This is a genomic window from Paraburkholderia sp. JPY419 (assembly GCF_050435705.1).
Classification (GTDB): domain Bacteria; phylum Pseudomonadota; class Gammaproteobacteria; order Burkholderiales; family Burkholderiaceae; genus Paraburkholderia; species Paraburkholderia youngii.
This window is the reverse complement of sequence record NZ_JBNDKV010000002.1, coordinates 1,918,813-1,945,146: the sequence shown is the minus strand read 5'-3', so window position 1 is coordinate 1,945,146 and position 26,334 is coordinate 1,918,813. Positions and strand designations below refer to the sequence as shown.

The window sequence follows — 26,334 nt, the reverse complement described above, 5'->3', positions numbered from 1 at the left end:
GCGCAACCGCTTCAAGTTTCAGCGCACGTAAATGGTGGGACCGCTGGAATTGGCGGGCAGGAAGATTTCCGAGTGGGCGCCGTTGCGGTCGATGATGATCGAGCGGGCGCGAACTTCGGAGAGCCTCGTGCCTTGCATCAGCGTGCTGCCGAGCGACACCGCGTGCGGCGGCTCGCCACCGACGCTGACGATCGCCGCGGCGCCTTCGCTCAACGCGAGGATGCCGAACAGATGGATGTCCTGATTGACGTTGCGCGCGAGCTGTCCGCCGAACAGCGTCGCGGCCTGGTCGGTCGAGACCTGCGCGTGTGCGGCGGCAGCCGGTAGCGGCGCGCCGGACATCGTGGTGAGCGTGATGACCCAGTAGGTGAGCGTCGCGCAGAAAGCGGCGAACAGCGCGAGCGACAGGAGGCGGATTTGGATGGCGTTCATGCGCACATTGTACGGACTATTGTGAATATTGCGGTGGGTTGAAAGCCTTCAACTGCATGACATTAAAATGACCGGCCCGGCGTGTTCAATCTGACAACCCGAGCCGAAAATTTCACCTGAAAAGAGGTAGCAAGCTATGCAACTGTCGACCATTCGCCGCGCTGACAACGCGGGTTCACGCGGCCGTCGTCAACGCGGTTTCACGCTGATCGAAATCATGGTCGTGATCGCGATTCTCGGCATTCTCGCCGCGCTGATCGTGCCGAAGATCATGAGCCGTCCGGACGAAGCGCGGCGCGTCGCCGCGAAGCAGGACATCGGCACCGTGATGCAGGCGTTGAAACTCTATCGCCTCGACAACGGCCGCTATCCGACCCAGGAACAGGGCCTGCGCGCGCTGATCGAAAAACCGTCCACCGACCCGGTGCCGAACAACTGGAAGGACGGCGGCTATCTCGAGCGTCTGCCGAACGATCCGTGGGGCAACGCGTATCAGTATCTGAATCCGGGCGTGCACGGTGAGATCGATGTGTTCAGCTACGGTGCCGATGGCAAGCCGGGCGGCGAAGGCAACGATGCCGACGTCGGGTCCTGGCAATAAGCACGCTGAACAGAGCATCCCGCCAGGATCGATGATGTTCTCGCACGCGCCCTCGTTGCCACTGGGTTGGCCGCTGGTTTCACCGGGCGCCCTGCCCGCCGCGCCGCAATTTGCGTGGCGCGACGAAGCGGGCGTGCTTCACCGATGCATTGCTGTTTGAATATTCGTTGATCGTCGATGGCCGGCACTATGCGCACGTCCGCTTGCAAGTCCCGTGTGGACACTCCGTGTTCGGCTTCACGGCCGCGCTCCCGGCAACGCCGCGGCCGCGCGGCTGGCTTCACGCTGCTCGAAATGATGGTCGTGCTCGTGATCGCGGGTCTGCTCGTGTCGCTGACCGCGCTGACGATGACCCGCAATCCGCGCACCGATCTGAACGAAGAAGCGCAGCGTCTCGCGCTGCTGTTCGAATCGGCTGGCGACGAAGCGCAGGTGCGGGCGCGGCCGATCGCGTGGCAGCCGTTCGAAGGCGGCTTCCGTTTCGATCAGCGCACCCAGGACGGCTGGCGTCCGTTGCGTGACGATCTGCTCGGGCCGCGTAAGTGGGAAGGCGGCGTGACCAGTGTCGCGATCAGTTTCCCGGGTTCGGATTCGCACACCGATCGCATCGTGTTCGGTACCGAGGCGATCGACGTGCCGGTGCAGGTCACGCTGTTTTCGGCGGCCGGACAGGCGACGATCGTCAGTACCGGCAATGGCCGCTACGAGGTGCGCTGACATGCGGATGCGACGTTATGGCAGGCCCGCCCATGCCTTTTCTCTTTGCAACACGCGCGCTATCGCGTGCCGCAACCAGCGCGGCTTCACGATGATCGAGGTGCTGGTCGCGCTCGCCATCATCGCGGTGGCGCTTGCCGCGTCGCTGCGCGCGGTCGGCAGTCTGGCGAGCGGCGAAGCGGATCTGCACCGGCGTCTGCTCGCCGGCTGGAGCGCGGACAACGCGCTCGCGGACCTGCATCTGAAGCATGCATGGCCGGACATCGGCTCGACGAGCTTCGATTGCTCGCAAGGCAATCTGCAACTGCGCTGTACCGAGCATGTGACGGCGACGCCGAATCCGGTGTTTCGCCGTGTCGAAGTGATGGTGGCGATGCCCGGCCAGTCCGGCAATCTCGCCCAGATGGTCACGGTGGTCGCGAATGAAATCAACCGCTCGCTGTGAGCGCCGCCGCCGTTACGGCGCGCGCGGCTTCACGCTGATCGAACTGCTGGTCGCGATCGCGATCCTCGCGGTGATCGCCGTGCTGTCGTGGCGCGGGCTCGATCAGATCATCCGTGCCCGCTCGACGATCACGAACGCGATGGAAGACGAGCGGGTGTTCGCCCAACTGTTCGACCAGATGCGCATCGACGCGCGCCAGGCCGCCAGCGACGACGAAGCCAGCCAGGCCGCGGTGTCGGTCTCCGGCAACACGCTGCAGATCGTGCGGCACATGGTGCTGCCGGGCACCGCGCCGCGTCTGCAGGTGGTGCGCTATCAGATCTCGAACGGCCGCGTCGTGCGCTATGCGTCGCCGCCGATCGGCAACGTCGGCGACTTGCGGCGCGCGTTGCACGGCAGCGACGAAGATTGGACCGCGGTGCCGCTGATGGGCGGCGTCGGCTCGATCTCGGCGCGCATGTATGTGCCGAAGCTCGGCTGGACCATCCAGATGAACGACGTGCAAACCGCGATGAACCAGGCCATCAACAATCTGAAGGTGCCGCAACTCGGCAACGCGCCGATGCCGCGCTCGGTGACGGGGCTCCAGGTCAGCATCGGCGCGACATCGCTCGCAAAGCCGGTCACGCGCGTTTTTCTGGTCGGAGAATGACATGACGTTCTCCTCGTCGTTGCCGAAGAAGTCCCCATCCGCTTCGCGCGCACGTGCACGCGAGCGAGGCGCCGCCATCATCAGCGCGCTGCTCGTCGTCGCGTTGTCGGCGATCCTCGTGTCCGGCATGTTGTGGCGCCAGCAGGTGCAGATCCGCCGCATCGAGAATCAGCGGCTGCTGTCCCAGGCGCAATGGGTCGCGCGCGGCGCGCTCGACTGGACCCGGCTGATCCTGCGCTCCGAAGGCGACACGTCGGCGGGCATCACGTATCTGGGGCGGCTTGTGGGGCGTGCCGATCGCGAAAACGCGGCTGTCGGATTTTCTCGGCCAGATCGGCGAGGTGCGCGCTGAGCAAGGCGCGGCCACGTACCTGTCGGGCTCGATCGAGGACGCGCAGTCCAGATTCAATCTGCGCAATCTGGTCGCGAGTCCGGCGCCCGGCGTGACGCAAATCAGCGCCGAGCAGATGGCCGCGTATCAGCGCCTGCTGGTGTCGCTCGGCCTGAGCGGGCAGCTGGCCAAAGTGACCGCGCTGCACGTGCGCGCGGGGCTCTCACAATCGGCGACGCGCTTTCAGACCGGCACGTCGATCAGCAGCTCGCCGCACGTCGGCGGCGGCGGGATGACGGGCGGCAACTTCACGAACCAGCCCGGCATCGAGGACGGCGAGGACAACGTGGCGGTCGCGCCGCTCTTGATGACGGGCGTCGATTCGCTGCTCGACATTCCGGGCTACACACCGGAGATCGTCGCAAAGCTGCGGCCGTTCGTCACCGTGCTTCCGACCGTCACCGCGATCAACATGAACACCGCGTCGGCCGAAGTGATCGCGGCGGTGGTGCCGGGCATGACCGTGTCGCAGGCGCAGGCCTTGGTCGCGCGGCGCCAGACCGTGTTTTTCCGCAACGCCGGCGACGTGCAGCTCGCGCTGACCGCCGCCGGCGTGCAATCGGCGTCGATCGATCCGAATCAGTTCGACGTCAATTCGAGCTACTTTTTAGTCCACGGCAGTGTGCAGCACGAGCGCGCCGAAGTGGATCGCACGACACTCGTCTATCGCGATCCGCTGACTCACACTACGCGTATCGTGCGGGTACAAGACCAACTATGAATAACGCAATCCACAGAGAGAGTGGCCTTTGAGCACGCTGATCGTCCTATTGCCGCCGCGTGATCCGGCGGTGCCCTCGCAGGAGTGGCAACTGCCCGAGCTACCGTTCGTGCTGCTCGACAAGGCCGAGCGCACGCAGCGCGCCGGGCGCTCGGCGCTCGCGCTGCTGCCGCGCGCGAACACGACGGTGCTGATGGTCGCCGCGCGCGACCTGCTGCTGATGCCCGCGACGCTGCCGCCGCTGCGCGGCCCGAAGCTGCGCCAGGCGCTGCCCAATATCGTCGAGGATCAACTGATCCAGGACCCGCAGACCTGTCATATCGCGGTCGATCCGCAGGGGCTTGGGGAGGGCCGGCACCTGCTCGCGATCATCGATCGCGGCTGGTTCCGTTTCATCTGCGAGGCGTTCACGGCGGCCGGTCATCGCAGCCTGCGCGCGGTGCCGGTCACGCGTTGCCTGCCGCCGGCGCCGGTGACCGAAGTCGCCGCGAACGTCGACGAAACCGCCGAGGTGCGCGAGCCGGTGATGGCTGGCGCGGCGAGCGTCGCGACGTCGCTGCCGGGCGTCGCGCCGGTGGTCGCGCCCGAGGCGCCGTCCATCGTGCCGATGGTGGCCGCGGTGCTCGGTGCGGTCGTGCAGACCGCGCCCGCGCTGCTGGTCGAAGGCGCGGTCGACAGCGGCGTGCCGCGCGTCGAACTGGCGATTGCGCGCGGCGTGCAGGGCGAGGGTCTCGCGGCCCCGGCCAATGCGGTGAACGCGACGCTCTCCGCACTGGCGGGAGCGGCGCCGGTGTCGCTGTACATGCTGACCGAAGTGCCGGGTAACGAGCCCAACCACCCCACGACGAGTCCCGCGCGGCTCGCCTCGCATATCCACGGCGCGAGTCCGCTGCCGTTCGAGCAGCTCGCTCGGCGCGCGCTCGAATGCCGCTTCGACCTGTGCCAGTTCGAATTCGCGTCGCAGCCGTGGCGCCTCGATCGCGCGACGCTGCGGCGTCTGCGTTTGCCGATCGTGCTCGCGGTCGCCGCGCTCGTCGTCGCTATCATCGGCGCGAACGTGCAGTGGCTGATGCTCGCGCGTCAGCGCGACGCGATCAACACGCAGATGACGGAGCTGCTGCTCAACACGTTCCCGAAGACGACCGTCGTGCTCGACGCGCCCGATCAGATGGCGCGTCAGTTGCAACAACTACGCGTCGCGGCGGGCGAGCTGTCGCCGGAGGATTTCCTGTCGCTCGCCGACGGCCTCGCACGCTCGTTGTCGCCGCTACCGGTCAACGGCATCGCCGCGCTCGACTATCACGAGCACCGCCTCGACGTGACCTTCAAACCCGCGATCAAGGTCGACCCCGACTTCGCCAAGCGCCTCGCGCGCAACGGCCTGACCGGCGCGATCGACAGCAGCACCGGCAAGTGGACCATCAGGAACGGACAATGAAAGCTGAACTCGCTCAAACATGGGCTGGCTTCTGGGACCAGCGCACCGATCGCGAAAAGGCCCTGCTGACGTGGGGCGGCGCCGCGCTCGCGGTGGCGATCGCGTGGTCGGTGCTATGGGCGCCCGCGCAGGAAGGCCGCGCGCATTTGCGTCAATCGCTGCCCAGCCTGCAGCGGCAGCTCGCGCAGATGACCGCGCAGGCGAACGAGGCGCGTTCGCTGTCGGCGGCTGCGCAAGGTGTCGCGCCGACCGGCGCGGCGCTGAAGGACGCGCTCTCCGCATCGCTCAGCGAGCATGGACTTGCCGCGACGCAGGTGCAGTTCGTCGGCAACGCAGTGCAGGTGCAGATGAAAAACGTCGCGTTTCCGGCCTGGACCGCGTGGGTCGATGACGTGCGAAAGCAGTTCAAGGTGCAGGTCTCCGAGGCGCATATCACCGCGTTGAAAGACGACGGCCAGGTGGATCTGACGGTCGCGCTGCAACCGTCGAGCACGAAATAACGACGCGCCGCTCGCTACAGGATCTCGCATGAATTACTGGATGTGGCGCCTGCGTAGGGCGCTGCCGTGGCTGGTGGTCGCCGTTTTGTCAGTGGCGGCCGTGACGCTCGCGCTGCTGCCGGCCGCGTGGATTACGCCGCAGTTCGCGCGCCAAACGCACGGGCACGTCAATCTCGTCGACGCCGAGGGCTCGCTGTGGCACGGCTCGGCGACGCTGATGCTGGCCGCCGGCTCCGATATGAGCGCCGCGACGCTGCTGCCTGGGCGGATCGAGTGGCGCACCGCGTTCTGGCCGCTTTTCACCGGACGCGTGCGCATGGTCATGCGCCATAGCGAGGCAATGCCCGACCCGATCACGGTCGATGCGACGCCGCGCGGCGCAACCGTCACGCCGGGCGTGCTCGCGGTGCCGGCGTCGCTGCTCGCGGGCCTTGGCGCGCCGTTCAACACGCTCGATCTGCAGGGCAATGTGCAGTTGTCGTGGACCGACTGGCGCAGCTTCAACGGCGAAGCGTTCGGCCAACTGACGATGACGCTCGACGACGTCAGCTCGCGTGTGTCGCTCGTGAAGCCGCTCGGGTCGTACCGGGTCAGGTTTCAGGCGCAGGGCAAGTCGTCGGCGCTCGATCTGAGTACGATCAAAGGACCGTTGACGCTGACCGGCAGCGGCACGATGTCGGCCGCATCGACGTCGTTTCGTGGCACGGCGAGCGCCGCGCCGGAACAGCATGACAACCTCGCCGGCCTGCTGAACCTGCTCGGCCGGCCGAGCGGGCCGGATACGGTGGCGCTGACGTTCATGCACTGAGGTGCGCTTCGCGCGCGTAGCGGGATGAAAAAAGAGGCATGGCCGCGAATCGCGGTCATGCCTCTTCTATATTGCGATTCTGCTGCGCGGCGGGCGCAGCGGGCAATTATTTGTTTTGCACCCGCGCTGGCGGCGCATTGCCCTGTGCGATGGACGCCGCGCCGACTGCCGCTGCCGCTGCCGCAGCCGCCGGAGCCGATGCCGGCAGCGGCGCGGGCGCCGCGACATCGCCGGTCTCGCGATTCATCTGCGACGCATCCCAGCCGCCGCCGAGCGCCTTCACGAGCCCCACCGACGACACCATCCGCTGCCCGGCGATATTCTCGAGCTTCTGTTCGGCCGTGAACGCCGTGGTCTGCGCGGTCAGCACGTTGACGAAGCCGACCGTACCCGCCTTGTACTCGTTCGTCACGATGGCGAGCGCCTGGCGCGCCGAGTCGACCGCCTGCCGCTGCACGACGATTTCCTGCTCGAGGATGCGCAGCGACGCAAGGTTGTCCTCGACGTCCTGGAACGCGGCGAGCACCGTCTGCCGATAGGTCGCGACATCCGCGTCATAGGTGGCGCGCGCGGCCTCGGTTTGGGCCTTGCGCAGGCCGGCGTCGAAGATCGTCCCGGCCAGTTGCGGGCCGAGCGTCCAGAAGCGCGACGGCAACGTCAACAATTGCGAGAACACCGAGTTCTCGAAGCCTCCGGTCGCCGACAGCGTGAGCGACGGGAAGAACGCGGCGATCGCCACGCCGATCTGCTCGTTGGCCGCCGCGGCCTTGCGTTCCGCCGATGCGATATCCGGCCTGCGTTCGAGCAGCGCGGACGGCATCTGCGCGGGGACGGCGGGCGGCGTCGCGGTGAGCGGCATCGGCGGCAGCGAGAACATCGACGCGGGCACGCCGATCAGCACCGCGATCGCGTGCTCGTCGTCCTGCGCACGCTGGATGCCGTTCTCGATCGCGGCGGCCTGCGCCGATTGCAGCTGCGTTTGCGCCTGGATCACGTCCGAGCGCGCGGCGACGCCGGCCGCGTACTGATTCTGCGTGAGCTGCAGTGAGCGCTGATAGGCGAGAACAGTGTCGTCGAGCAGCTTCTGCGTGGAGTCGAGCGCGCGCAGCAGGAAGTAGGTCTGCGCGAGCGTTGCCTGAGCGGACAGGCGCGCGTTTGCGAGTTCGGCGGCCGCGCCCTGCTGGCCGGCTTTCTGTGCGTTGACCGAGCGCGTGACCGAGCCCCACAGGTCCGGCTCCCAGCTCGCCGTCATCTGGACGTTGAAGCTGTTATTGATGCCTTCGCGACTCGTCGCCGTCGTCGCATTGCCGCCGGTTTGCGCGCCGTTGCCCGAGCGGGTCGCGCCTGCCGATGCACCGATGGTCGGGAAGTACGCGGCCCGCGCTTCGCCGACGAGCGCGCGCGCCTGCCGGTAGTTCGCGGCAAATTGCGCGATGGTCTGGTTCGCTGCGTTGAGCTTGTCTTCGAGTTCGTTGAGCTTCGGGTCTTCGTAGATCGCCCACCAGTCGCCGCGGTCGTGTTGATCGGCGGGCTCGGCAACCTTCCAGCCGGGCGCGGCCTCCTTGAACGACGCGGGGATCTCGGTGGCCGGCCGCTGATAGTTCGGGCCGACCGCGCAGGCGGCGACGAGTGCCGCGCAGGCCGCGCTGACGGCAAGGGACAGGACGCGCGGCGCAAATGCCCGCGCGCGCGAGATTCGAACAGACTGCATGCAATGAATTCCTTCTGGCCGCCGCGGTATGGCAGGGAACGGCGCCACCGGCCGGGCGAGATCGTGGTCTGCCGGAATGTTAGCGTATGGGCCCGCGCGAGCGCGGGAAACCGAAAGCTGAAAGGTTAATGCGAGGCGGTGCGCAGGTGTGTTACTTGCGGTGACGCGATGGTTACGCGTTGTTACCGGCGGAGCGAGGAGCAGCGGGTTTGCGGTGTTTGAAATGGCGAGAAAGGCGCGGCGAATCGGTACCCCTTCAGAGCCTCGTTTCCGTTGATTGCGTCTGCTGGCGTTGACGCTGACGCTGACACGCGAGCCTGCCAGCCGCGGCCCGGCACGACGCACCACCGGATGCGAGGCAAGCGTTGCCGCTGTTGGCTGTCGCGGCGACGACGTTTTCCGTCTCAATCGCGAAGCTTTCCTTCGGCAATACGATTTCGCTGGATTCCATTACGGCGTTGTCCTTCTTCGCCCGCTCTGTTTCCCGTCGATGCTCGGCCCAAGCGAGCAGCGCGACGCCCACCGACCCGCCCGGCAGCACGAACAATCCCGCGAATAGCGCGAGCTTCCACCAGCGGTGCCGGCCCTGGAAGCTATGGAGTGCGGAATCGGTCAGTGAGCGGCTGAGGCCGCCAAGCGTGTTTTTGAGGTACAGCATCGGGGAAATCCTTTGGCGCGCGTCGCAAGGCGGGCGGCGTGCGGTCGATCGGTCAGAACATGGTCTCGAATGGCGCAGGACGCGCGAAACTCATTGCTTGTCATAATATTGACCATGCAAGCAAATTTCAAGATACTGTGCGGCGCAAAAGATGCGACTGTTGTTTTTAGGTCGGCTCGTTGCGCACCGCAAAATGTGATTTGACTTGTCTGCTTAGGCAGCTAAACTTCGTGTTGCGTGGATGTTTCGGATACCCCATGGTTGATGGCCCCTACAAAGCGGACGAAGTCGAGCTCACGAGCAGTCTTGGCTACTACCTGACGAAAGCGCGCAATGTGCTAGTCGAGCGCACGGACCGTGCGGTCAAGCCGCTCGGACTCACCGCACAGCAGATCGGCGTGATTCTGATGCTGTCGTCGCGACGCGCGAGTACGCCTTTCGAGCTGTCGCGCGCGATGTCGTACGACAGCGGCTCGATGACGCGACTGCTCGATCGCCTGGAAAAGAAAGGCTTCGTCGTGCGCACGCGCAGCAACGACGACCGACGCATGGTGAAACTGGAGCTGACACCGCAAGGCCACGAGGCCGCGCGGCAACTGCCGAACCTCGGCGCGACCGTGCTGAACGACCAACTGCGCGGCTTTACCGCCGAGGAGCACGCGACGCTGATTCACCTGCTCGCCCGTTTCATCGCAAACGGTCCCGAGGGGGAAGCCGACGCGGGTTGCGGACCGGTGTCACCGCCGGACGAGCCGCGGCGATGAGCCGAAGCGTGCGTCGAGGCGCGATCGTCGTCGGAGGGCGGCGGCGCTTCATCACGCAGTACTAGCAAGACAATCACAAGGCGCCTTTCCAAGGCGCCATTGTCATCAGATATCTGTCTGGGCAGAGGGTGATGCGGCATGTAAGCATCATGTCTGGAACGCCCGATAAAGCTGCCACGACAAGCTTTTGCCGCTGAGGAGAACCAAAATTATGGATGCCACGGCTTCCAACGCCGCGCTGCCCGCAGCCGAACCCGCTCCGCTCAAAGGCGGCACGCTCGCGCTGCTGACCGTCGGGCTTGCGCTCGGCACCTTCATGGAGGTGCTCGACACCTCGATTGCGAACGTCGCAGTGCCGACCATTTCCGGCAGTCTCGGCGTCGCGGCCAGTCAGGGCACCTGGGTGATCTCGTCGTACTCGGTCGCCTCGGCGATTGCCGTGCCGCTGACCGGCTGGCTCGCGCGACGCGTCGGCGAGGTACGGCTCTTCACGCTGTCGGTGCTGCTGTTCACGATCGCGTCGGCGGCCTGCGGTTTCGCGCATAACTTCGAATCGCTGATCGCATTCCGGCTCGCGCAAGGGCTCGTGTCCGGGCCGATGGTGCCGCTGTCGCAGACGATTCTGATGCGCTCCTACCCCCCCGCGAAGCGCGGCCTCGCGCTCGGCTTATGGGCGATGACGGTGATCTGCGCGCCGATCTTCGGCCCGGTGATGGGCGGCTATATCACCGATAACTTCACGTGGCCGTGGATCTTCTACATCAACGTTCCGATCGGCCTGTTCTCGGCGTTCTGCGCGTATCTGCTGCTGCGTGGCCGCGAAACGCAGACGACGCGCCAGCGCATCGACGTGGTGGGCCTGGTGCTGCTCGTGACCGGCGTGTCTTGCCTGCAGATGATGCTGGACCTCGGCAAGGACCGCGACTGGTTCAACTCGACGTTCATCGTCGCGCTCGCCGTGATAGCGCTCGTGTCGATTGCATTCCTGCTCGTGTGGGAGTTGACCGAGGAGGAGCCGATCGTCGACCTGTCGCTGTTCAAGGATCGCAATTTCGCGCTTGGCGTCGTGATCATTTCGTTCGGCTTCATGGCGTTCTTCGGCTCGGTGGTGATCTTTCCGCTATGGCTGCAAACGGTGATGGGCTACACGGCGGGCCTCGCGGGTCTCGCCACGGCACCGGTCGGACTGCTTGCGTTGTTTCTATCGCCGATGATCGGCAAGAACATGCATCGGCTGAATCTGCGCATGGTCGCGAGCTTCGCGTTCATCGTGTTCGCGATCGTGTCGTTCTGGAACTCGACGTTCACACTCGACGTGCCGTTCGGCCACGTGATCCTGCCGCGGCTCGTGCAGGGCATCGGCGTCGCGTGCTTCTTCGTGCCGATGACGACGATCACGCTGTCGAGCGTGCCCGACGAGCGTCTTGCGAGCGCGTCGGGTCTGTCGAACTTTTTCCGCACGTTGTCGGGCGCGATCGGCACTGCGATCAGCACGACGTTCTGGGAAAACGACACGATCTATCACCACGCGATGCTCGCCGATACGGTCAACACGTATTCGGCCAACACCAGCGCCTATACGAATGCGCTCGCGGGCGTCGGGCTGTCCGGCGACAGTCTCACCGCGCAGTTGAACCAGGTGGTGACTAGCCAGGCGTACATGATGGCCACCAACGATTTTTTCCGCATCTCGTGCGCGGCATTTATCGTGCTGGCCGTGCTCGTGTGGATCACCAAGCCACGCAAGGGCAGCGGGCCCTCGTTAGGACACTGAAGCAAACACGCGGCAGCGGCGAATGCATCGCCGCTGCCGCCACAGCTTCAGCTATTGCGACATCGCCTCGCCATTCGGCAGCCTGGTGGTCTTTCCGGGTATCGTCTCCGGATGCGTCGCATCGGGCGCGTTCTGCGATGGCGTCGCACTGCCTTGCGGCGCGCTGGCGGCTGTGCCCGTGGTGCCTCTCACATACTGCTTGAAATCAGCACCGGCTTCCCACGGATTCGGCTTGCAGCCGAGCGAGCTGTCGCAGTGCGCGGAAAAGCCGATCGTAACGGTGCCATCGGGTTCCGAGGCGCGCGTGATCTGAAACGCGAGAGCCCGCTTGCCACCGTCGGGGCCGGCGGTCTGGATCAGCGAGTCGTTAGCGGTCTCGATCTTGTACTTCGAATGACTCGCGACCCACGATTGCGCCCGTTGCCACCAGAGGTCGCATTCGGCCTTGTTCGAACACGTCAATGGCTTGGTCGCGATCTGCATGACGTCCGGATTGACCTGACCCTGCGTTGAGCATCCCGCAGTCGCTACGAGACACAGTGTGGCCAACAGAGCTTTGTTCTTCACGTCGGTACCTCCCCTGCGAAGCCTGTCATAACATTTTGGACCACCCCATCCAGGCGGTGTTTCACCCAGATTAGAGAATCGCGACGGCGCGTGGAGAATTTGCCGATTGCGCGCGCTCGAAGAGAGCAATCCGTAGAGCTTACTTGCGGTTTCGCACGACAAAGAAAAAGCGGCCACGTGGGCCGCTTGATCACTTCTCGAGTTGTTGTTGTCCGAGCGCTCAGACACTGAAGCGATTGAGCGTATAGGCCCGATACGCGGCGACGAACGCGTCGAACGAACCAACCTCCTCGCGTTCGAGCTTCGCCTGTTCGTCGAGCGATTGCGCCGCGAGGTCCGCAAACGCCTTGGACTGCACGGCATCGAGCGGACGCGCGCGGAAGTACGCGGCGTGCGCTTCGCTTTGCGCGAGGCCGAACGCGAGAAAGCTCTGCTGCTGGTCACGCATCGTTTGCAGCACGCGCGCCGATGGCGTCAGCGATACGTCCGCGAGCTTCGCGCGTTGCGCGGCGACCGCGCGCGCGTGTTCGTCGCCGCCCCTCAAGCCGTCGAGCACGGCCGCCGCGGCGTCGATTTTCACGAGCAGTTCGTCGGCCCATTCGGTCATCGCGACCGGCTTGCCGTCGCGAACCAGTTCGAGGCCTGGCTTGCGGCCTTCCATCGTCACGCGGCCGAAGTTCTGATTCGCTTCGGTATAGGCGGGCGGAGGCAATGGCGCGCTGTCGTCGAGCGCGCACACGAGCAGGTACGCGTCGAGAAAGCGCGATGTTTCGAGCGAAATGCCGCTCGGCTCGAACGGATCGATATCCATGCAACGCACTTCGACGTACTGCACGCCGCGCACGGCGAGCGCATGGAGCGGCCGCTCACCCGGATGCGTGACGCGCTTCGGACGGATCGTCGAATAGAACTCGTTTTCGATCTGCAGCACGTTGGTGTTGATCTGCACCCACTCGCCGTCGCGTTGCGTACCGATCTGCTCGTAGGCGGGATACGGCTGGCTCACGGCTTTCGCGAGCGCGTCGAGATAGCCGGGCAGCGTGTCGTAGTCGGCGTGCAGCGCGGCTTGCGCGGTCGTGTTCGAATAGCCGAGATCGCTCATGCGCAGGCTCGTCGCGTACGGGCGATACAGCGTGTCGGCGTCGAACGTGTCGAGCGTGTGTTTGCGATCTCGGAGGAATCGACGATCGAGCGCGGGCGACGCGCCGAACAGATACATCAACAGCCAGTTCGTGCGGCGGAAATTGCGGATCAGCGCGAGGTAGCGGTCGGACTGGAAGTCGACGGCGTTCGCGGTGGATTGCTGATCGGCGTGCAGCAGGCGCCACACTTCTTCGTTCAGCGAATAGTTGTAGTGGATGCCCGCGATGCACTGCATCGTGCGGCCATAGCGCAGCGCGAGGCCGACCCGGTACACGTACTTCAGCTTGCCGATGTTCGATGTGCCGTAGTGCGCGATCGGAATGCCGTCGTCGGTGGCGGGCAACAGCCCCGGCATCGAGTTGTTCCACAGGATCTCGTCGCCGAGCTCCGCGTAGACGAAACGATGCAGCACGTCGAGCTGCGCGAGCGTTTCGGCGGCGTCCTGCTCGGCCGGCGTGATCAGCTCGAGCAGCGCCTCGGAGTAGTCGGTCGTCAGCGACGGATGCGTGAGCGCCGAGCCGAGCGCGCGCGGATGCGGCGTCATCGCGAGCTGGCCGTCGCGCGTTACGCGCAGGCTTTCCCTTTCGATGCCGCGCAGGCCGCGTATCAGCGCATCGCGCTGCGGGCTCGAGTCGAGCACGGACAGGCGGTGCGAAAGCACGTCGGTCGTGCCGGATGGTGTGGTGTTTGGCATTGATGCAGGTCGGGCGTTGCCGGTCGCCGTGTATCGCCAGACGATTCACAGGCGATACAGCGGCTGACAACGTTCGGCGGAATTTTCAGTAGCGGGCACTTTAACATCTCGCCAGAACGGCTGCTTGCGGCCGCTTCGGCGGGGTTTGAGCGCGCATGGCGGGGTCGCGCTGAACTGCGCCATCGCCATCAGCGCGTCGTGACGACGCTCAGCTCAACTCACCCGCCGCGCGCCGCGCCCGCCCGATCCGCTACCTCGTTCCACAGATGCATCGCGGCATACGCGCGATACGGCCGCCAGGCATCGCTGCGGCTGCGCTGCTGTGCAGGCCGTATCAGCGAAGGATCGCGCGCACAGATCGATTGCATCAGCACGAGATCCGACGCGGGCCATGCATCGGGATCGCGCCATGCGCGCATCGCGACGTATTCGACAGTCCATGGGCCGATGCCCGCGAGCGCGAGCAACGCGGCGCGCAGGCTCGCGGCGTCGACGGTGTCGCTGCTGTCGAGCGGGACGTCGCCGCTCGCGACTGCGCGCGCGAAGCCCTGTAACGCGGCGACGCGTTTGCCGGGCATGCCGATCTGCGCGAGATCGACTTCGGCGAGCGCGGCCGGCGTCGGAAAACGCCACGCGGTGTCCTGGTGCGGATGGCCGTCGATGCGTTGGCCCGCGCGCTGCACGAGCCGTCCGATGATGGTCGTCGCGGCCTTCACGCTGACCTGCTGACCGACGATCGCACGCACCACCAGTTCGAAGCCTGACCATGCGCCCGGCACCCGCAGGCCAGGCACCGCGGCGACGAGCGGCGCGAGCCACGGGTCCGCGGCGAGTCCGGCGGCGATCTTCTTCGGATCGGCGCGCAGATCGAACATCTTCGCGATCGGCGCGGCGAGTGCATCGGCATGCCGGCTCGCCGGCCCTTCGATGCTCGCGACGATGCAGCGCTTGCGCGGATGCAGCCGCACGCTGAGTGTGCCGCTGTCGCCGTTCCAGTCGACCGCGCGACGATACGCGCCGTCCTCGACGGCTTCGACGCCAGGCGTCGCGCGGCCGCTGAAAAAACGCAGCAGCCGCGGCCAGTCGAACGGTGCCTTGAACGGTAATTCCAGAGTTGCGACGTCGTTAAGCGTGCTCAAGCGGCGTGATCCAGGTTGGAGTGGCGGGAATCGCCATCGGGGCGGCTTGCGCGGCGGCGCGGCGCGTCGCCGGCTGAAGCGCCGCCTGCGTGCTGCGCCTCATTGTCGAGCAACGCGGCCTTGCGCGGCAGCCCCCAGCGATAGCCGGCGAGCGCCCCGCCCTTCTGCACGACGCGATGGCAAGGAATCGCGAGCGCGACCGGATTGGTCGCGCAGGCACTTGCGACGGCGCGTACCGCGCGCGGCGAACCGACCGCCTCGGCGATCTGCGAGTAGCTGCGTGTTTCGCCGTACGGGATGCGTCGCAATGCGTCCCACACGCGCTGCTTGAACGCGGTCGACGCGATGTCGAGCGGCAGGTCGAAGTCCTGGCGCGTGCCGCGCAGATACGCATCAATCTGCGCGATGAACGGAGCTAGGCGCCCAGCGTCTTCGCGCAGCTCGGCGTTCGAGAACTCGCCGCGCAATTCGTCGATCAGCAGCGCGGTGTCGTCGCCGAAACCGATCTTGCAGATGCCCTTATCGGTCGCCGCGACCAGCACGAAGCCGAGCGAGGTCGGCGCGCTCGCATAGCGCACCGTGAGCCCGGCACCCTTGCTCCGGTAAGCGGACGGCGCCATGCCGAGCTCGGCCGGCGCGCTGTCGTACATGCGCGACGGCGAGCCGAAACCGGCGTCGAGTGTCGCTCGCGTGACATCGGCGCCGCCCTGCAGCGCGTCGCGTAGCGCGGCGCCGCGCTGCGCGGCCTGGTACTGACGCGGCGACACGCCGACGACGCGCTTGAACAGGCGCTGCAAATGAAACGGGCTCACGTGCACGGCGTCGCTCAGCTGCGCGAGCGTGAGGCGCTGCTGCGGATCGGCGTCGAGCGCCGCGCAGGCCCTCGCGACGATGTCGAGCTCGCGTGGCAGGCCGCCCGGCTGGCAGCGCTTGCAATCGCGGAAGCCCGCGGCGCGCGCGGCGGCGGCATCGGTGAAGAAGGCGACGTTTTCGCGGCGCGGCTGGCGCGACGCGCACGACGGCCGGCAGAACACGCCGGTCGTCCTGACCGCGTAGAAGAATGCGCCGTCGGCATCGTGGTCGCGGCGGGTGACGGCGTCCCAGCGCTCGTCGTCGGTGAGCCACTGGGTGGCACCGACGTCCGCGGTGGTGCGCATGGGGGTGGAATGGCGAGTGGTGGCGTTCATGATGTCCTGGGGCCCGGATGGGCAGTCAGTGTCGATGCTCATCAATCTAGGCCTGTTCGCTCCACAGTACGCGCCGGTTCTTGCTCTGTCATTCGGACGCGCTTGTCCTTACCCGTAGTGGGGTCAAACCCGGCAAACCGTGGCCCGAAGCGCCGCGGAACGCCCGGCGGCCGGGCGTTTTGCCTCAAACTGCGACAATTTTGCACGATATCGGGTTTTCCCTTAAAAAGTTATTGCGTCGCACCAAGCCGATGTGTATATTAGTACCTGTCTCCTCCATGTCTCCTCCTGATATGGATTCAGCCCGCTCCACTTGAGCGGGCTTTTTTTTGCCCGCCGATCCGCCCCCCGCCCTTTCTCCTACACTTCCTAATCGGCTCTCCGAACTAGCGAAAGGGCGTTCAACATGAAAATCCACATTCGCGAGATCGACCACGTCGTGATCCGGGCGACGCACGTCGAGACCCTCGCGCGCTTTTACTGCGACGTACTCGGTTGCAGCGTTGAAAAGGAGCAGCGCGAACTCGGCCTCACCCAGCTGCGCGCGGGCCGATCGCTGATCGATCTGCTGCAGGTCGGCGCTAAGCTCGATCGCGCGGAAAACGGTGAGGCGGGCACGGGGCGCAACATGGATCACCTGTGTCTGCGCGTCGAGTCGTTCGACGCCGACGCGCTGAAGGCGCATCTGAGCGCGCATGGCGCGCGGCTCGGCGAACAGGGGGTGCGTTATGGCGCGGACGGGTTTGGACCGTCGCTGTATCTGTTCGACCCGGAGGGCAACATGGTCGAACTGAAGGGGCCGCCGGAGGCGGCGCGAATCACGTCGCTCTGAAAGCGAAAACGAAACTGCGCAAAAACCGGTTCAGACCGGTTCCATCACGCGTCGGCGGGCGCTTTCAGTACGGTCCAGTCGATCTTCACCGCGTCGGCTTCGGCACTGCCGAGCCAGGCTTCGCCGTCCTGCACCGTGCATTGCAGCCGCATCGTGCGCTCGGTGAGTGAGCCGAGCGATGCCGCGACGTCCTCGCCGAGCGTCCAGACCGTCACGTTGCGCAGGCGCTCGACCTTGTTGCGCACGCCCTGCCACCAGATTTCCGAGGTCCGCCCGCCATACGCGATCAGGATCACGTGATTGGCACGGCCGCTCGCCTTCGCGATGCGGCGCTCGTCGGGCTGGCCGACCTCAATCCAGGTGTCGATGGCGCCGGTCAGATCCTTCGCCCACAGATCCGGCTCGTCGACATCCGACAAACCTTTGCAAAACTCCAGCCGTTCCTGTGCGAACAGCGCGAACGCGGCGACGCGGACCATCATCCGTTCGTCGGTTTCCGAGGGGTGACGGGCGATCGTCAGTGAATGGTCGGCATAATAGTGCCGGTCCATGTCCGCGATCTGCAATTCAGCCTTGTATATCGTCGATTTGAGAGCCATGCCGTTGCTAAACCAGGCGCTCGCTCCACCGGAGCGCAGCGAAAATGAATCGTCGACGGCGCGTTGCCGTTTCTTGTGTTTGCTGTACATCGTCTGTTCCTCCCGCGCCGTCGGCCGGTGCCTATGACACGGAAGGAAGCATTTAGCGGGCCACTACCGGTTCCATGGCGGTGCCGTACACGTCGCGAGCCGCGTCCCGCAGCGCCTCGAGCACGACGGCGGCCGCCGGAGACAACAGATGCGACTGGCGCGTGATGATACCGAATGTGTCCATCCTGCACGGTAAATCGATCGGTACGCGTTTCAATACCCCGTACTGTTGGTACTGACGCGCCACTTCATCGGGCAATACAGCCAACATGTCGCTTTGCAGCAGCAGGCTCGAAATCGCGAGGAAGTTATTCGTATTGACGACGTTCTGCGGCGGATTCAGGCCAATCTGCGAAAACATCAGATCGAAGCGGTGGCGCAGCACGCTGCCAGGCGGATGCAGCACCCACGCCGCGTTGACGATACCGCGCAGCGTCAATCCCGTTTCGTTTTCGAGCGGATGGCCAGGACGGGCGACCACGCACAGCGGTTCGTCGGCGAGCGGTTCGTAGCGCACGTCGGTCTTGAACTGATTCTGCCGTTCGAGCACGCGGCCGATCATGATGTCGAGATCGCCTTCGGCGAGCCGCGGCAGCATCACGTCGGAGGTCTCGACCTCGGTCCAGATCTGCAGCTGCGGATAACGCTCCTTCACGCTCGCGATCGCGCGCGGCACCATCGTCGCGGCAGCCGCGGCGATCACGCCGATGCGCACCTGACCCGCGAGCCCCGAGCGCAGCGCCGAGATTTCGTCGTGCGCCTGGCTCAGGTTCGACAGCACCATGCGCGCGTGGCGGATCATCACCTCGCCGTACAGCGTCGCGTGCATACCGTGCGGCGTGCGGTCGAACAGGCTCACGCCGAGCATGTCCTCGAGTTCTTTCAACAGTCGCGACGCGGCCGGCTGCGTCATGCCGAGCACGTCAGCCGCGCGGCGCACGTTGCCCTCCTCCTCCATCGCGGCAAGCAGCAACAACTGGCGCGTCTTCAGGCGAGCGCGCACGAACCAGTTCGAATAGCTACGCGTCATCGCAGGGGTCTCCAGGTTTTTACGGGCGATGTTTGTACGTTCTGCTTTGAAGTTCCCATGATGCCATATCGAAACTGATATCGGAGAAGCCTAAAAAGGGATTGGAAAGTTATTGGGACGACTCATACCATTCGTGGACTTTTGTGAACTTCCGGTGCGCCTTTTCCGCCGATGAACCGCGATCCGCTCGTCCCCCTCGTTACCAGCCCGTTTCGCCATTACATCAATGGCGGATGGGAGACGGGTGCGACCGCGGGCGTGTCGCTCAATCCGTCGGATCTCGACGAACCGGTCGGCGAATACGTGCGGGCCGACGTGCGGCAGACCGACAGCGCGATCGAGGCGGCGCACGCGGCGTTTCGCGACTGGTCGCTTGCCTCCGCGCAGCGCCGCGCCGACGCGCTCGACGCGATCGGCAGCGAAATGCTCGCGCGGCGCGAGGAACTGGCGCGTCTGCTCGCGCGTGAAGTCGGCAAGGTGCTGCCCGAGGCGCTCGCCGAAGCGACGCGCGCGGGGCAACTGTTCAAGCTGTTCGCCGCCGAGGCGCTGCGCGCGTTCGCCGAACCGCTCGCGTCCGCGCGTGCCGGCGTCGAAATCGACGTGACGCGCGAGCCGCTCGGGGTGGTCGGCGTCATCGCGCCGTGGAGCGCGCCGCTCGCGATCGCCGCGGCGAAGATCGGTGCCGCGCTCGCGCATGGCAACTGCGTCGTGTACAAGCCGGCCGAATCGGTGCCGGCCTGCGCGGCGGCGCTCGCGTCGATCGTCAGTCGCGCGGGCTTGCCGGCCGGCGTGTTCAACCTCGTGATGGGCAGCGGCCGCAAAGTCGGTGCGCGAATCGTCGCGCATCCGCTCGTCGCCGCGATCAGCTTCACCGGTTCGTCCGATACCGGCACACGTGTGCTACAGGCCGCCGCGACGCGCCAGGCACGCGTGCAGCTCGAGATGGGCGGCAAGAATCCGTTCGTCGTGCTGGCCGACGCCGATCTCGACGGCGCGGTCGATGCCGCGCTGACCGGCGCCTTCAGCGCGACGGGCCAGCGCAGCACCGCGGCCGCGCGGCTGATCGTCGAGCGCGTGGTGTTCGCGCAGTTCGTCGACGCGTTGCAGGCGAAGCTCGCGAAACTCACCGTCGATCACGCGCTGAAGCACGGCACCGACATCGGCCCGGCGGCGAACGCCGCGCAGCTCGAACGCAATCTCGAATACGTGCGCATCGGCGAACAGGAAGGCGCGCAGCTGCTGCGCGGCGGTCGGCAGCTGCAGCGCTCGACGCGCGGCTATTTTTTCGAGCCGGCGCTGTTTGTGGGCGAACCGGAGCATCGTATCGCGCGCGAAGAGATTTTCGGGCCGCTCGCGGTCGTGCTGCGTGCGGACGATTACGAACACGCGCTGCATCTCGCGAACGACACCACCTACGGATTGTGCGCCGGCATTTGCACGCGCTCGCTCGAACGCGCGCGGCATTTCCGCCGCCACGTGCAGAGTGGTCTCGTCACGATCAACCTGCCGACCACGGCCGTCGAACATCACGGACCCGGCGGCGGGCGCAAGGCGTCGGCCTATGGCGCGAGCGATGCCGCGTTCTGGACCGCCGTGAAAACGGCGTACGTGGCGGGCTAGAACCGATGAGCCGCACCACGGTTTTCGCCGCGCCGCTCACCGTGCGCCCCGCGCCACTAATCGCCCGGCTTGCCGAGCCCAGATCCATCCCGATCCGCGCGTCGGCTGACGCCGCCCGCGTTACCCCGCTGCAACTACCACGAAATCAATGCAGCTTTTCAACCTCAGGAGACAGTAGATGACCAGCAAGCTTCGCCGTTTGACTCTGACCGCGATCGCCGCCGCCGCCCTCGCCGCGCCGTTTGCCGCGCAACTGTCCGCGCATGCGGACGAGCCGCTCAAAGTCGGCTTCCTCGTGAAGATGCCGGAACAGGCGTGGTTCATCAACGAACAGAAAGCCGCAACCGCGCTCGGCCAGAAGGACGGATTCTCGGTCGTCAACATCGGTACGCCCGACGGCGAAAAAGTGCTGGCCGCGATCGACAACCTCGGCGCACAAGGCGCGAAGGGCTTCGTGATCTGCGCACCCGACGTGCGTCTCGGACCGGCGATCCAGGCACGCGCGAAGCGCTACAACATGAAGTTCGTGACGGTCGACGACCAGCTGGTCGATTCGACCGGCAAGCCGCTTGCCAACGTGCCGCACCTCGGCATGTCCGCGTTCAAGATCGGCAATCAGGTCGGTACGGCGATCTCCGAGGAAATGAAGCGCCGCGGCTGGAAGCCCGAGGAAGTCGGCGCGCTGCGCATCACCGACTACGAACTGCCGACCGCGAAGCTGCGCACCGACGGCGCGACGCAGTCGCTGCTCGCCGGCGGCTTCAAGAAGGAAAACATCTTCGACGCTCCGCAGAAGACCACCGACGACGAAGGCGGCTTCAACGCGGTGTCGCCGGTGCTCGCGCAGCATCCGAACATCAAGAAGTGGGTGATCTTCGCGCTCAATGAAGAGAGCGTGCTCGGCGGCGTGCGCGCGACCGAACAGCTGCACATTCCGGGCACGGACGTGATCGGCGTCGGCATCAACGGTGCGGGCGAGGCGTTCGCCGAGTTCCAGAAGAAGGAACCGACGGGCTTCTACGGCACGATCGCGGTCAGCTCGACGAACCACGGCAAGGAGAGCACCGAAAACCTCGTCGAATGGATCAAGAACGGCAAGCAGCCGCCCGCCGATACGCAGACCACCGGCAAGCTGATGGTCCGTAGCAACTGGCAGGACGTGCGCAAGGAACTGGGTATTTAAGCGAAGTTCTCGCAGCAGACGGCGGGCCGCATCGCGCGTTGCGTTTTGCGTGAGCGTGGCCCGCTCTGGTTCCATCCGTTCGAGGTTTTTCCGATGACGTCCTTATTCACCGGGTCTCATGCCGGCGACGCGGCGCTTGCGCCCTCGCCTGCACCGACGCCCGCATCCGACGCTCCCTATCTCCAGCTCGAGGGGATCACCGTGCGCTTCCCGGGCGTGCTCGCGCTCGACCAGGTGTCGCTCGAAGTGCGCCGCGGCGAGGTGCACGGCCTGATGGGCGAAAACGGCGCCGGCAAGTCGACGCTGCTGAAGGTGCTGTCCGGCGTCAATCACCCCGTGTCGGGCACGCTGTCGCTCGATGGCGTCGAGCAGCAGTTCGCGACCACTAAGGCGGCAATCGCCGCGGGCATCGCGATCATCTATCAGGAACTGCATCTGGTGCCGGAGCTGACCGTCGCCGAGAACCTGATGCTCGGCGCGCTCCCGAATCGCTTCGGGGTTCTGGACGAAAAGGCCTTGGTCGCGCGCGCGATGCGCGAGCTCGAACGGCTCGGCGAAAAGCTCGATCCGTCGCAGCAGGTCAAGCATCTGTCGATCGGTCAGCGGCAGATGATCGAAATCGGCAAGGCGCTGATGCGCGACGCGCGGGTGATCGCGTTCGACGAACCAACCAGCTCGCTGTCGTCGCGCGAAACCACGCAACTGTTCCGCATCATCCGCGCGCTGAAGGCCGAAGGCCGCGCGATCATTTACGTCACTCACCGGATGGATGAAGTCTACGAACTGTGCGATCGCGTCACCGTGTTTCGCGACGGCCGCCGCATCGACACCTTCGAGGCAGGCGCGGGACTCGATCGCGATCGGCTGATCAGCTGCATGGTGGGCCGCTCGATCACCGATGTGTACGGCTATCGCGCGCGCGAGCACGGCGACGTGCAGCTTCAGGTCGACGGTCTGATGGGGCCGGGTCTGCGCGAACCGGCGTCGTTTTCGGCGCGCAAGGGCGAGATCGTCGGCTTTTTCGGGCTCGTCGGCGCGGGCCGCTCCGAGCTGATGAAGCTGATCTACGGCGCGGTCAAGCCGAGCGCCGGCGGGGTCGCGCTGAAGGGCAAGCGCGTGCAGTTCGCCACGCCGCGCGACGCGGTGCGCGCCGGTGTCGCGCTGTGTCCCGAGGATCGCAAGCAGGAAGGCATCGTGTCGATCGCGTCGGTGTCGGACAACCTGAACATCAGCTGCCGCCGCCACTTCAGTCGCTTCAACGTGCTCAACGGCCGCAAGGAAGCGCAGACCACGCGTGAGTTCATCGGCAAGCTCGCGATCAAGACCCGCAACGGCGACGCGCCGATCGGCACGCTGTCCGGCGGCAATCAGCAGAAGGTGATCCTGTCGCGCTGGCTCGCCGAAGAGATCGACGTGTTCCTGATGGACGAGCCGACGCGCGGCATCGACGTCGGGGCTCGCAGCGAGATTTACGGGCTGTTGTATGGGCTCGCCGAGGCGGGCCGCACGGTCATCGTTGTATCGAGCGATCTCGCCGAAGTGATCGGCGTGACCGATCGCGTGATCGTGATGAAGGAAGGCCGCATCGTCGGCGATTTGCCGAAGGCGCAAGCCACGCCGGATGCGCTGATCAAGCTGGCGTTGCCGCGCTGATCGGCCAACGGCTCTCGCCCTCAGACCTCTTATCGAATACCGCAACGAATACGGCATTGAATGGAACAGACATCATGAACATACCTTCCACCGATTCCTCGACCCCCGCCGTCGCCTCCGCCGGCTTGACCGCGCGTGCCGCGCGCACCTGGGACCTGATCAACAAATCCGGCATCGTGATGGTGTTCATCATCCTGTTCGCGGTGCTGTCGTTCACGGTCCCGGGCTTTCTGAGCTCGCGCAATATCCAGGGCTTGCTGCTGTCGGTCACGCTGATCGGCTCGATCTCAGTCACGATGATGTTCGTGCTAGCGCTCGGCGAGGTGGACCTGTCGGTCGCGTCGATCGTCGCGTTTTCCGGCGTGGTGGCTTCCGTGCTGATCACCGCGACACATAGCGTATTCATCGGCGTCGCGGCCGGCGTGCTCGCGGGCGGCGCGGTCGGGCTCGTCAACGGCACGCTGGTCGCGCGCTACAAGATCAACTCGCTGATCGTCACGCTCGCGATGATGGAGGTCGTGCGCGGCCTCGCCTACATCACGTCGAACGGCGACGCGGTGATGATCTCCGAGGAGCGCTTTTTCGATCTCGGCGGTGGCTCGTTCCTCGGCATTTCTTATCCGATCTGGAGCAACATCATCGGCTTCGTGCTGTTCGGCTTTTTGCTGAAAAAGACGGTGTTCGGCAAGAACGTGCTGGCCGTCGGCGGCAATAGCGAAGCGGCCGTGCTCGCGGGGCTGCCCGTCACGCGGATCAAGATCACCGTATTCGTGCTGCAAGGGCTCGTGACCGGCTTCGCAGGCGTGATGCTCGCGTCGCGCATGAGTCTCGGCGATCCGAAGACGTCCGTCGGGCTCGAACTCGGCGTGATTTCCGCTTGCGTGCTCGGCGGCGTGTCGCTGACGGGCGGTGTCGCGACGATCTCTGGCGTGCTGGTCGGCGTGCTGATCATGGGTTCGGTACAGGACGCGATGAGCCTGCTTAACGTGCCGACGTTCTATCAGTACCTGATCCGCGGCGGCATCCTGCTGCTTGCGGTGCTGTTCGACCAGTTCCGCCGCAGCAAGCGCGTGCACTGACGCGCCGCTGCACCTGGCCGGTTTCCTGCGCTTTGCGAGAAGGCGTACTGCCGATGCGGGTCGATAAAACCCGCATCGGCTTTTTTATTGCGCGTGAAGCCTGGCCTGTATGAAAAGTAATAAAAAAACGGCTTGGCATCTGAATGCCAAGCCGTCCTTTTTTAGCTCACGCGTTCACGGCTGCGACTTTAAAGCCGCAGTGGAGACGCATGCGACCGTGTTCCGGCTTTTGCCGGAATACCGGTGTTGTACTTATTGCTTGATAAATCGGTCGTTCGCCCAGAGCCCCTCGGTGTCGCTATTGGCTGCATTCACGAACTCGACGTCGTGGCCGACCACGCGCACCACCCGGAAACTCGAGTCGGTCGGTGTCGATACGCATTGATATCCGGAGAAGAATTCCTGCATCTGCTGCTGTTCACCGGCTTGCGCATGGTGATCGACGGCATCGAGCTTGTCCTTCGATACGCAGCCATACGCATTGGCCTTGAACTGGATCGTTTGCTGCGGCTTGATCACGACGTCTTGCGCCTGAACGCTAGCGGCAGCCAAACCCGCGATGGCGAAAACAACGGCAATTCGAGTTTTCATTTGTTCCTCCGGGGCGGGCCGAAAAAATACTCGGTTAGCTATGTATTTAACTTTAACGATGGACACACAACTTGAACTTTAGGAGAACCGAGAAGAACGACAAGCACATCTTGTGTGCGGTCGCAACAGTGGCTAATTGTCGCACCCGCTGTCAGGGCTGATTAAAGCTAGAGCAGACGCCTGATCGAATAGCAATGAAAAGAATTACTAAAACTCCAACTCGCTCATCGCCTTAGTTGGTAAAGCTTCGCGCCCGCATTCGCGTAAACGCGTAGCGCCAATTAAGTAATTTAGTACAATTTAATCAACCAGTTTGTGCATCGCACACAAAGTCATTCGGCGGGCGAAAGCCGCTACGTGCAATAACGCGGCAGATGCAGAAAACAAATAGTGCCAGCCGTCCCTCGCAGCTTTCGTGAAGGGCCTGCAACGGCTTGCGGGTACAGGCGCTGCTCTACAATTGGAACAAATCTCCCGCACCTGGAGGCTATCGTGAACGAGCACGTAATACTCGGGATTTTTCTGGTCGTTCCGCTGCTCATCGTGATGTTTCTTTTTTCCGACGAACTGTGGCAAGAACATCGCGACCTCCACGACGGTCGGCCGTTGTCACCGCGTCCCCGGCGCATCGACTGGCGGCATCCGCTACGCCGTTCTCGCGATCGGCTCTGAGACTGCGAGCGGACCCCTGAAGAAAAAAGCCTGCCACAAGGGCAGGCTGAAAAAAGAGATCCACACTCAATGCCTTGAACACAAGGCAATAGCAGTCTAGTCGCGACGCGCCAATCGGTGGGTTTCAACGGCTTTTACAGTTGTTACCGCACGTGACCGTCATGCCTGGCGCGGCAATGTGTCGGCAGGCCCACACGTCGCGCTTCAATGGGCGCGCCAGTGTGCGCGAATCCGTTTGGCGAGCGCTTCAAGCGTGTCGGCATCGGCGACCTCGCGCGCATGCAGCTTCAACGGCTGGCCTTCCCAGCGCGGAATCACATGGAAATGGACGTGCGGCACCGTCTGTCCCGCCGCCGCGCCGTTGAACTGGCCGATGAACACGCCGTCCGGACGCAGCGCCGCGCGCACCGCGATCGCGAGCTTTTGCGCCATGCGTGCGGACGCGACGAGCGCCACATCCGACAGATCGAAAATCTCCGCGACCGCTTCCTTCGGCACGACGAGCAGATGACCGTCGGCTTGCGGCATCAAGTCCATGAAAGCCAGCGCCTGGTCGTTTTCGGCCACCTTGATACACGGTAGTTCGCCGCGCAAGATTTTGGCGAACGGGTTGCTGTCGTTGTAGCTCATCGCGTTTCCTTTC

General features: G+C 65.0%; 26 protein-coding genes and 1 pseudogene. 16 read left to right on the top strand and 11 right to left on the bottom strand.

Features of this window, described 5'->3' with window-relative positions; genetic code table 11:
• Positions 1-18: 18 nt before the first annotated feature.
• Positions 19-432 carry a type II secretion system protein N gene (locus QFZ91_RS15000; protein WP_176109897.1) on the bottom strand — a complete coding sequence of 138 codons (414 nt, stop codon included), beginning with the start codon at positions 430-432 and terminating at the stop codon, positions 19-21.
• 136 nt (positions 433-568) lie between these two features.
• On the opposite strand from QFZ91_RS15000, the gene gspG reads away from it, so the two are divergent.
• The 8 genes and pseudogenes from gspG to QFZ91_RS14960 all read left to right on the top strand — a co-directional run bounded on the left by gspG (position 569) and on the right by QFZ91_RS14960 (position 6,705).
• Positions 569-1,033 (top strand): type II secretion system major pseudopilin GspG, encoded by a 465-nt coding sequence (gene gspG, locus QFZ91_RS14995; protein WP_176380598.1) that lies wholly within the window; start codon positions 569-571, stop codon positions 1,031-1,033.
• 177 nt (positions 1,034-1,210) lie between these two features.
• A complete protein-coding gene (locus QFZ91_RS14990) occupies positions 1,211-1,750 on the top strand; it encodes a GspH/FimT family pseudopilin (RefSeq protein WP_429567680.1) in 540 nt (179 codons plus the stop codon).
• 7 nt (positions 1,751-1,757) lie between these two features.
• A complete protein-coding gene (gspI, locus tag QFZ91_RS14985) occupies positions 1,758-2,195 on the top strand; it encodes a type II secretion system minor pseudopilin GspI (protein ID WP_429568649.1) in 438 nt (145 codons plus the stop codon).
• Positions 2,173-2,847, top strand: a complete 675-nt coding sequence (locus QFZ91_RS14980; RefSeq protein ID WP_429567679.1) for a PulJ/GspJ family protein — start codon at positions 2,173-2,175, stop codon at positions 2,845-2,847. Before gspI ends, QFZ91_RS14980 begins: the two co-directional genes overlap by 23 nt.
• Position 2,848: 1 nt before the next feature.
• Positions 2,849-3,959, top strand: a pseudogene (gene gspK / locus QFZ91_RS14975) (type II secretion system minor pseudopilin GspK).
• Positions 3,960-3,987: 28 nt separating this feature from the next.
• Positions 3,988-5,397: a type II secretion system protein GspL gene (gene gspL, locus QFZ91_RS14970; protein WP_429567678.1), complete on the top strand. Its 1,410-nt coding sequence runs from the start codon at positions 3,988-3,990 to the stop codon at positions 5,395-5,397.
• On the top strand, positions 5,394-5,897 hold the full coding sequence (locus QFZ91_RS14965; protein ID WP_368594975.1) for a type II secretion system protein M: 504 nt from the start codon (positions 5,394-5,396) through the stop codon (positions 5,895-5,897). The genes gspL and QFZ91_RS14965 overlap by 4 nt, the downstream gene beginning before the upstream one ends.
• Positions 5,898-5,925: 28 nt before the next feature.
• Complete coding sequence (locus QFZ91_RS14960) at positions 5,926-6,705, top strand: type II secretion system protein N (protein ID WP_176380605.1); 780 nt, start codon at positions 5,926-5,928, stop codon at positions 6,703-6,705.
• 106 nt (positions 6,706-6,811) lie between these two features.
• On the opposite strand, the gene QFZ91_RS14955 is transcribed toward QFZ91_RS14960, so the two are convergent.
• Positions 6,812-8,416: an efflux transporter outer membrane subunit gene (locus QFZ91_RS14955; protein ID WP_429567677.1), complete on the bottom strand. Its 1,605-nt coding sequence runs from the start codon at positions 8,414-8,416 to the stop codon at positions 6,812-6,814.
• 256 nt (positions 8,417-8,672) lie between these two features.
• Positions 8,673-9,074, bottom strand: coding sequence for a hypothetical protein (locus QFZ91_RS14950; protein WP_429567676.1), 402 nt, complete (start codon positions 9,072-9,074; stop codon positions 8,673-8,675).
• 257 nt (positions 9,075-9,331) lie between these two features.
• On the opposite strand from QFZ91_RS14950, the gene QFZ91_RS14945 reads away from it, so the two are divergent.
• Both QFZ91_RS14945 and QFZ91_RS14940 read left to right on the top strand, forming a co-directional pair.
• Complete coding sequence (locus QFZ91_RS14945) at positions 9,332-9,838, top strand: MarR family winged helix-turn-helix transcriptional regulator (protein WP_429567675.1); 507 nt, start codon at positions 9,332-9,334, stop codon at positions 9,836-9,838.
• A 211-nt stretch (positions 9,839-10,049) separates the two neighbouring features.
• On the top strand, positions 10,050-11,612 hold the full coding sequence (locus QFZ91_RS14940; protein ID WP_429567674.1) for a DHA2 family efflux MFS transporter permease subunit: 1,563 nt from the start codon (positions 10,050-10,052) through the stop codon (positions 11,610-11,612).
• 51 nt (positions 11,613-11,663) lie between these two features.
• Here QFZ91_RS14940 and QFZ91_RS14935 read toward each other — a convergent pair whose 3' ends face one another.
• The 4 genes from QFZ91_RS14935 to ada all read right to left on the bottom strand — a co-directional run bounded on the left by QFZ91_RS14935 (position 11,664) and on the right by ada (position 16,312).
• Positions 11,664-12,179 (bottom strand): hypothetical protein, encoded by a 516-nt coding sequence (locus tag QFZ91_RS14935; RefSeq protein ID WP_429567673.1) that lies wholly within the window; start codon positions 12,177-12,179, stop codon positions 11,664-11,666.
• A 220-nt stretch (positions 12,180-12,399) separates the two neighbouring features.
• The gene (gene gshA, locus QFZ91_RS14930) at positions 12,400-14,016 is read right to left on the bottom strand and encodes a glutamate--cysteine ligase (RefSeq protein ID WP_429567672.1); all 1,617 of its coding nucleotides are present in this window, start codon (positions 14,014-14,016) and stop codon (positions 12,400-12,402) included.
• Between the two features lie 218 nt (positions 14,017-14,234).
• On the bottom strand, positions 14,235-15,155 hold the full coding sequence (locus QFZ91_RS14925; protein ID WP_429567671.1) for a DNA-3-methyladenine glycosylase family protein: 921 nt from the start codon (positions 15,153-15,155) through the stop codon (positions 14,235-14,237).
• A complete protein-coding gene (gene ada / locus QFZ91_RS14920; RefSeq protein ID WP_429568648.1) occupies positions 15,152-16,312 on the bottom strand; it encodes a bifunctional DNA-binding transcriptional regulator/O6-methylguanine-DNA methyltransferase Ada in 1,161 nt (386 codons plus the stop codon). The genes QFZ91_RS14925 and ada overlap by 4 nt, the downstream gene beginning before the upstream one ends.
• A 436-nt stretch (positions 16,313-16,748) precedes the next feature.
• On the opposite strand from ada, the gene QFZ91_RS14915 reads away from it, so the two are divergent.
• Entirely contained in the window at positions 16,749-17,174 is a 426-nt protein-coding gene (locus QFZ91_RS14915; RefSeq protein ID WP_176380613.1) for a VOC family protein, read from the top strand.
• 44 nt (positions 17,175-17,218) lie between these two features.
• Here QFZ91_RS14915 and QFZ91_RS14910 read toward each other — a convergent pair whose 3' ends face one another.
• Together QFZ91_RS14910 and QFZ91_RS14905 are read right to left on the bottom strand one after the other, a co-directional pair.
• Positions 17,219-17,773: a YaeQ family protein gene (locus QFZ91_RS14910; protein WP_368595005.1), complete on the bottom strand. Its 555-nt coding sequence runs from the start codon at positions 17,771-17,773 to the stop codon at positions 17,219-17,221.
• 142 nt (positions 17,774-17,915) lie between these two features.
• Positions 17,916-18,893 (bottom strand): LysR family transcriptional regulator, encoded by a 978-nt coding sequence (locus QFZ91_RS14905; protein ID WP_429567670.1) that lies wholly within the window; start codon positions 18,891-18,893, stop codon positions 17,916-17,918.
• Between the two features lie 171 nt (positions 18,894-19,064).
• Between QFZ91_RS14905 and QFZ91_RS14900 the strand changes: the two genes are divergently transcribed.
• The 4 genes from QFZ91_RS14900 to araH all read left to right on the top strand — a co-directional run bounded on the left by QFZ91_RS14900 (position 19,065) and on the right by araH (position 24,428).
• Positions 19,065-20,513 carry an aldehyde dehydrogenase family protein gene (locus QFZ91_RS14900; RefSeq protein WP_429567669.1) on the top strand — a complete coding sequence of 483 codons (1,449 nt, stop codon included), beginning with the start codon at positions 19,065-19,067 and terminating at the stop codon, positions 20,511-20,513.
• Between the two features lie 178 nt (positions 20,514-20,691).
• Entirely contained in the window at positions 20,692-21,696 is a 1,005-nt protein-coding gene (locus QFZ91_RS14895) for an arabinose ABC transporter substrate-binding protein (RefSeq protein ID WP_176122396.1), read from the top strand.
• 93 nt (positions 21,697-21,789) lie between these two features.
• Complete coding sequence (gene araG / locus QFZ91_RS14890) at positions 21,790-23,349, top strand: L-arabinose ABC transporter ATP-binding protein AraG (RefSeq protein WP_429567668.1); 1,560 nt, start codon at positions 21,790-21,792, stop codon at positions 23,347-23,349.
• A gap of 74 nt (positions 23,350-23,423) precedes the next feature.
• Positions 23,424-24,428 (top strand): L-arabinose ABC transporter permease AraH, encoded by a 1,005-nt coding sequence (araH, locus tag QFZ91_RS14885; protein WP_176380615.1) that lies wholly within the window; start codon positions 23,424-23,426, stop codon positions 24,426-24,428.
• A 252-nt stretch (positions 24,429-24,680) separates the two neighbouring features.
• Here araH and sap1 read toward each other — a convergent pair whose 3' ends face one another.
• On the bottom strand, positions 24,681-25,019 hold the full coding sequence (sap1, locus tag QFZ91_RS14880) for a surface attachment protein Sap1 (RefSeq protein ID WP_013091020.1): 339 nt from the start codon (positions 25,017-25,019) through the stop codon (positions 24,681-24,683).
• Between the two features lie 492 nt (positions 25,020-25,511).
• Between sap1 and QFZ91_RS14875 the strand changes: the two genes are divergently transcribed.
• Positions 25,512-25,691, top strand: a complete 180-nt coding sequence (locus QFZ91_RS14875) for a hypothetical protein (RefSeq protein WP_176109876.1) — start codon at positions 25,512-25,514, stop codon at positions 25,689-25,691.
• 204 nt (positions 25,692-25,895) lie between these two features.
• Here QFZ91_RS14875 and QFZ91_RS14870 read toward each other — a convergent pair whose 3' ends face one another.
• Positions 25,896-26,321, bottom strand: a complete 426-nt coding sequence (locus tag QFZ91_RS14870; protein WP_018436978.1) for an HIT family protein — start codon at positions 26,319-26,321, stop codon at positions 25,896-25,898.
• Between the last annotated feature and the right edge of the window lie 13 nt (positions 26,322-26,334).